Consider the following 6258-nt stretch of genomic DNA (forward strand, 5'->3'; position numbering starts at 1 on the left):
TCGATGAAGTGGCGCACCTGACCCTCGAGGCGCTGGGCGCGTCCATGCACCTGGAGTCGCTGTTCATCTTCCTGGTGGATCGAGGCGTGCTGCGCGTCAACCGGGTCTGGGGCGAAGTGCCTCCGGAACTGCATCCGCTGTTGGAGCTCGGCACCTTACCTCTGGACGCGGTCCCACTCTGCCGCCAGGTGGTGCAGACTGGCGAGGCGCAGTACGCCGAGAACATCGCGCATTTGCTGGCCGCCGGACCCGAGACGAACCCCACCTCTGCTGGCGCGGTACCGATTGTCGGCCAGTCCAGCACCGTGGATGCAGTGCTGGCGGTCACGCGTCCGCCGCGCATCGGAACGTGGAGGACGCACGAACGGACGTTGCTGACGCAGGCGGCCCGAACACTGGGGTTCACACTGAGAAAGGACGCGCTGTACGTCGGGGTGGCCGACGCTGAAGGCAAAGGCAGCACGCCGGTAACGGGCTCGTAAGGCCCAGAGGTCAGGCTGGGGCCAGGAAGAGGGGGCACCGCCAGTGTTGCGTCAGACGCTTGTTGCCGTGGATTTCAGCGTATGTAGTCGGAATGTGGCCCAGCACGCTTTTGATGTGGCGCGGGCCATCGGCGGAACGGTCACGCTCCTGCACGTGCTCGAAGCACACGAAGCGGAACCAGCAGCGCACACTCTCCTTCAGGAGCTAAGCTTACTGGCGCGCCGTCCACCAAATTGCCTGATCGTTCCTGCCAGAAGCGGATTCAGCCCACACGACCCTGGGTCTGAAGGTTTGCAAGAAAAGGTTGTACTTGTGGGTGGCGTGGTGCTGAGCATCCTGATGGTGGCCGATCAACTGGACGCGGAACTGATTGTGATCGGCCTACACGGTCAAGGGAACGCTGCTGCAGGGACGCTGGGTCAGGTTGTACACGGGGTACTCCTGAACGCACGTATACCCGTACAAGTGGTGCGCTACAGCTCATCCAGACTGGTCAGCAAGCGCTGGAGTGGTGTGGAAGCGCCACATTCCTGAGACCAGCAGGTTCTGGCATGGATGGATTCTGGGAGCTGACCGACGAGCTGCTCAACATTTTCCTATTCGTGTTGCTGGCGCTCAACATCGTGGCGTTAACGTTCAGTGTGAAGGCGCTGGTGCTGGGCGTCATTGCGGTGCCGCTGCTGCTGGTGATCCGCGCCTTCAGTGTGGCGGTTCCGGTTCGGCTGCTCCGGCATCGACACGGCTTTCCTCCGTTCACCCGGCGGCTGAAGGTCTAGGGTGGCTTGCGCGGCGCGATCAGTGTGGCGCTGGCCTTTAGCGTTCCAGTCGGGCCGGAGAAGGAGCTGTTCCTGGTGATGACCTACGTCATCGTGGTGTTCTCGGTGCTGGTCCAGGGACTCACGATGGGCGGCTTGGCCCTGCAGGCCGCGAGGGGAGAGGGCGGAGAAATCCGTTAGGTCAGAACTTGGCCCTTCCATTGGTCATCACCGCCCCAGTCATACGACCGCAACGAGAAGCCCCCGCCCTGATCGATGCCGGGAGCGGGGGCTTTTTGTGTTGGTTTCCATGTCAATGTGTTGCCATGCCACACGCCCTGATCGTTCACGCTCACCCTGAGCCGAACTCATTTTGCACCGCACAAATGCGCAAAGCGGCCCAAACCCTTCAAGAACAGGGCTACACCGTGGAGATCAGCGATCTCTACGCCATGAACTGGAACCCTTCGCTCGGACGCTCGGACTTTAGGCATGTCCTGGAAGGTCATTTCAAACCTGGTCCTGAGCAAACACGCGCTGCTCGGGAGGGCACCTTCGCTCCAGATGTCACTGCCGAATTGGAGAAACTTCAGCGCGCCGATCTGTTGGTACTTTCGTTCCCGATGTGGTGGTTCTCGCTGCCCGCGATCCTCAAGGGCTGGGTGGACCGGGTCTTTACGATGGGCATCGCTTACGGCGGTGGTGTAGGGACATTCGATAAGGGAGGGTTCAGGGGGCGACAGGCCATGCTGCTCTTTACCACCGGGAGTCTGGAAGAACACTTTGGTCCGGAGGCCCGTGACGGTGAGATGGACGTGATCCTGTTCCATATTTTGCACGGGATGTTCTGGTTTTGTGGTTTCACTGCGCTGGAATCGGTGGTAAGTTTTGCACCCACCAAAGGGACGCCTGAGACGCGAGCGCAGCAGCTCGAGCGTGTTGGAGAAGCTTTCAGCGACTTGCCCTCACGTGCCGTGAAGTTCGGTTGAGCGATCTCCCTCAGTCCATGGGAGCGTTTTTATTTACGCTTCCAGCAAGTCTGCCTTGACGTGATCAACCTCGTTCGGTGACCATACCAACGGTGCTGGGCGGTCAGGCTTTGATTCTGCTGTAACTCGACGCCGGGAACCTGGTGCCCATCGGTGGCTTAGTCATGGTCATGTTCATGGTGGACACAGCGGTAATCCTGCCGAGGTAAGGGTGGCGTGTTAAATTGAACGTCTCATGAAGACGCTTGTGATTCCCGCGAGCTCTAGGACATGAAGCGTCCCTTTCGCTTGATGCTGATCGATGACAACTACGCCGATTGTCTGCTCGCTGAAGAGGCGTTGAATTATCCTGGTCTGGACTGCGAATTCACCTTCAGTGAGTCGGGTCCAGCGGTCCTCGCGAGCTTCAAGGCTGGTGCTCGACTCCCTGATTTGTTGTTGTTGGATATCAACATGCCGGAGATGAACGGCTTCGAGGTTCTGAGGGCGATCAAGATGACTTCCGAACTGCGTCACTTGCCGGTCGGGATGTTGAGCACGTCGCGCAGGCCAGAAGACATCACTGAGGCATACGATCTCCAAGCCAATTTTTACCTGGTAAAGCCAGTCGAGTTTTCGGGCTTTCAGAGACAGCTATCTGGATTGTTGAGCTTCTGGCAGAGCGCCCTATTGGTCGCCTCGCCCTGAACGCCGCATGTCCGCAACAGAAGAAGCCTCCGCCCTGGCCGAGTGGCGGGAGCGGGGGCTTCTTCTGTTGTGGGCCGTCATCAGGGGGTGAGGGGCACGGTCAGGTCATGCCGGTGATCCCACAGATCGGCCTTTGACCAGGGGCATGCTGAGCCGTCGACCACTCAGAATGGAATACGGTCCACGCTCAGCCCGCAGGTGCCTCGTGAGCTCGGCACCCTCCCGCAAAGCCCTGAGGATCTTCACCTCGGCTGCTGTCAATTTTAAGAACTGTTCGGCAACTGCTTTACGCAGAAGCGCGACTAGCGCTGAGACACACCGGTGGCGTTGGTGCACAACCGAGCGTTTCTGAAAAAACGCGTGGCTTACTCTATCATTGGTATCTCACCAAGCTGATGTCCGAGAAGGCAGGCGATGACCCCGAGATCACCGGATCCCCAGCTCCTGAGCGAGGCCCTCACCGCATGCACGGTCGGCATCGTCATGACGGACGCCCGTCAGTTCGACCACCCGATCGTGTACGTCAACCCAGCCTTCGAAGCGCTCAGTGGCTACGCAGCCGACGAGATCCTCGGGCGCAACTGCCGCTTCATGCAGGGCCAGGACCACGACCAACCCGGGGTCCAGGAGATCCGACAGGCGATGGCCCAGCAGCAGGGCCTGACCGTCACCTTGCGCAACTACCGCAAGGACGGCACGCTGTTCTATAACGAGCTGACCCTCAGTCCAGTCCATGACGCTGCCGGTACCGTGACGTACTACTTTGGCTTCCAGAACGACGTTACCGAGCGTGAAGAGGCCAGAGTGCAGCTCAGGTCGACCCTCGAGCGGATCACGGACGGCTTCGTCTCGTTCGACCAGAACTGGAACTTTACCTACGTCAACCCGGCCGCTGCCGCTATGGCCGACAAGCAGCCCGCTGAGCTCATCGGTCAAAACCTCTTCACCGTTTTCCCTGCGGCGACCCCGGGGCCGATCGGTCAAGCACTTCAACGCGCCAAGGAGACCGGCGCTGTCCAGCACGAAGTCAGCTTCACCGCCGAAGTGGGACGGTGGCTGGAGGCCACCGCCTACCCTGGCGAGGATGGCGTCTCACTGTTTACCCGCGATGTCACCCAGCGCCGTCAGGGGGAGGAAGAGCGGCGGGTTGGGGAAGAGCGTTTCAGGACGATCGTTCAGGCCTGCCCCATCGGCATCGTTGTTTCAGACCTCAGCACCGGATACCACCTCGACGTCAACCCCGAGTTCCTGCGCCAGAGCGGCTACAGTCGCGAGGAGGTGATCGGGTGCACCGCGCTCGATCTGCAGTTCTGGGGCGACCCGATGGAGCTGGAAGACGTTGGACGAACCCTTCAAGAGCAGGGCAAGGTCCTCAACCGCGAGGTGCAGTTTCGCCTGAAGTCCGGAGCGATCGCTGACACGGTCATGTCGATCGTCCTGGTGACTTTGGGCGGACAGGTCTGTCAGGTGATGCTGATCCGTGACATCACCCTGGAGAAACAGGCACGCCAGCAGCTCGAAGCCAGTGAGCAGCGCTATCGTCAGAGTGCCGAAGCGCTCCAGCGCACCCTGGACCTGTCGCTGGACCTGATCACGACCACGAGTTCCAATGCCGAAGTGATCAGCGCCAGTGCCGCCTGCAAGCACATCCTGGGGTACACACCCGAGGAGCTGATCGGCCGCTCCTACCTCGACCTCGTGCACCCCGATGACCTTGTTCGGACCCAGGCAGAAGTCGTCCTGATCAGCACCCGGCAAGTCCCCAGTGTGTTTCAGAACCGTTACCTCCACAAAGACGGCCACATCGTGTGGATGGAGTGGAATACCTTCCTGGTGCCGGGTGACCCGCTGCTCTACTCGGTGGGTCGCGACATTACCCAGCGGCGGGCTGCTGAGGAAGATCAGTCGTTCCTGGCAGCCATCGTCGATGCCAGTTACAGCGCCGTCGTCGGGGTCAGCCTCGAGGGCACCATCCGCTCGTGGAACGGCGGAGCCGAGCGGTTGTACGGGTACACGAAGGCCGAAGCGATTGGCCAGACGATGGAACTGATCGTTCCACTGGAACTCCACGCCGAGGAAGCGGAGGTGCTCAGACGGGCCGGGCAAGGTGAGCGCATCGAACCCTTCGACTCGGTCCGAATCGCCAAAGATGGACACCGGATCCCGGTTTCCATGACGGCTTCCCCAGTCTTCGATGCGGCTGGCCGGGTCGTGGGCGTGGCCAGGATCACGCGCGACATCACTGACCGGCTTGCGGCGGAGCAGGAAATCCAGAACCTCAACCAAGAACTTCGTCAACAACTGCGCCATGTCACGGGTCTGCGGGAGATCGATCAGGCCATCGCCTCGACGCAGGAGCTGTCAGTCACCCTGGGCTTGATCATGGACAATGTCGTTCAGCAACTCGGAGCTGACGCCGTGACGCTGTTGCTGCTCGATCCGCATACCCTGATCCTGGAGTACGCCGGCACCTGGGGGTTCACCACGCCGCTGCAAGGGTCAGCCGTGCGGCTCGGCAGCGGTCTGGCGGGGGAGGTGGCGCTCAGCCGCCAAGCCATGAGCGTGCCGGACTTGCAAAGCACCCTGGTTCCACCGGCGTGGCGGGAAGTGCTGAGCCGGGAACGGCTGATGGCGTACTACGGTGCGCCACTGATGTCCAAGGGCAAGGTGGTGGGTGTGATCGAGGTGCTGCACCGGCAACCGTTCGAGCCTTCGGCGGCGTGGCTGGAGACCTTCGAGATGCTCACCGCTCAAGCGGCGATCGCGATGGATAATGCCCAGCTCTTCTCGGAACTGGAACGCCGGAACCTGGAGCTACGGCTGGCCTACGACGAGACCATCGAGGGCTGGGCCAGGGCGCTCGATCTGCGCGACAAGGAGACTGAAGGTCACTCCCAGCGGGTGACCAAGATGACCGTGGCGCTGTGTCGGCGTTTGGGAGCTTCACCTGAGCAGCTCGTCCATGTGCAGCGGGGCGCGCTGCTGCATGACATCGGCAAGATGGGCATCCGGGATGCGGTGCTGCTCAAACCCGGCCCGCTGACGGACGAGGAGTGGGTGGAGATGCGAAAGCATCCGGGTTACGCCGTGCAACTGCTCTCACCGATCAAGTTTCTACGCCCGGCCCTGGACATCCCGCAGTACCACCATGAGAAGTGGGATGGCAGCGGCTACCCGCTGGGTCTGAAGGGCGAAGCCATCCCCATCACTGCCAGAGCGTTCTCTATGGTGGATGTGTATGACGCCTGGAATGAACCCCCTCGAGCGGACCAACGGCCAAGCCACTTCGCCCAGACCAGCCGCTAGGCTGCTCACAGCGCGAAGGAGCCTCAATGCCAGGACGC

At 61.2% G+C, this 6258-nt stretch carries 7 protein-coding genes; all 7 read left to right on the plus strand.

The annotated features are described in order from the left end of the window. A partial coding sequence (locus tag GUI70_RS21915; RefSeq protein ID WP_161884406.1) for a GAF domain-containing protein occupies positions 1-482 on the plus strand: 482 nt, incomplete at its 5' end. A 43-nt stretch (positions 483-525) separates the two neighbouring features. Further along, the gene (locus GUI70_RS21920; protein WP_438503508.1) at positions 526-1017 is read left to right on the plus strand and encodes a universal stress protein; all 492 of its coding nucleotides are present in this window, start codon (positions 526-528) and stop codon (positions 1015-1017) included. Between the two features lie 17 nt (positions 1018-1034). Then, on the plus strand, positions 1035-1259 hold the full coding sequence (locus GUI70_RS24115) for a hypothetical protein (protein ID WP_202630555.1): 225 nt from the start codon (positions 1035-1037) through the stop codon (positions 1257-1259). Positions 1260-1265: 6 nt separating this feature from the next. After that, positions 1266-1439: a hypothetical protein gene (locus GUI70_RS24120; RefSeq protein WP_202630556.1), complete on the plus strand. Its 174-nt coding sequence runs from the start codon at positions 1266-1268 to the stop codon at positions 1437-1439. A 125-nt stretch (positions 1440-1564) separates the two neighbouring features. After that, positions 1565-2227, plus strand: a complete 663-nt coding sequence (locus GUI70_RS21930) for an NAD(P)H-dependent oxidoreductase (RefSeq protein ID WP_161884408.1) — start codon at positions 1565-1567, stop codon at positions 2225-2227. Between the two features lie 270 nt (positions 2228-2497). Then, positions 2498-2914 (plus strand): response regulator, encoded by a 417-nt coding sequence (locus tag GUI70_RS21935; protein WP_161884409.1) that lies wholly within the window; start codon positions 2498-2500, stop codon positions 2912-2914. Between the two features lie 414 nt (positions 2915-3328). Next, a complete protein-coding gene (locus tag GUI70_RS21940; RefSeq protein ID WP_161884410.1) occupies positions 3329-6220 on the plus strand; it encodes a PAS domain S-box protein in 2892 nt (963 codons plus the stop codon). The last annotated feature ends 38 nt before the right edge of the window (positions 6221-6258 follow it).

Origin of the sequence: Deinococcus alpinitundrae (assembly GCF_009982895.1) — a bacterium.
Classification (GTDB): Bacteria; Deinococcota; Deinococci; order Deinococcales; family Deinococcaceae; genus Deinococcus; species Deinococcus alpinitundrae.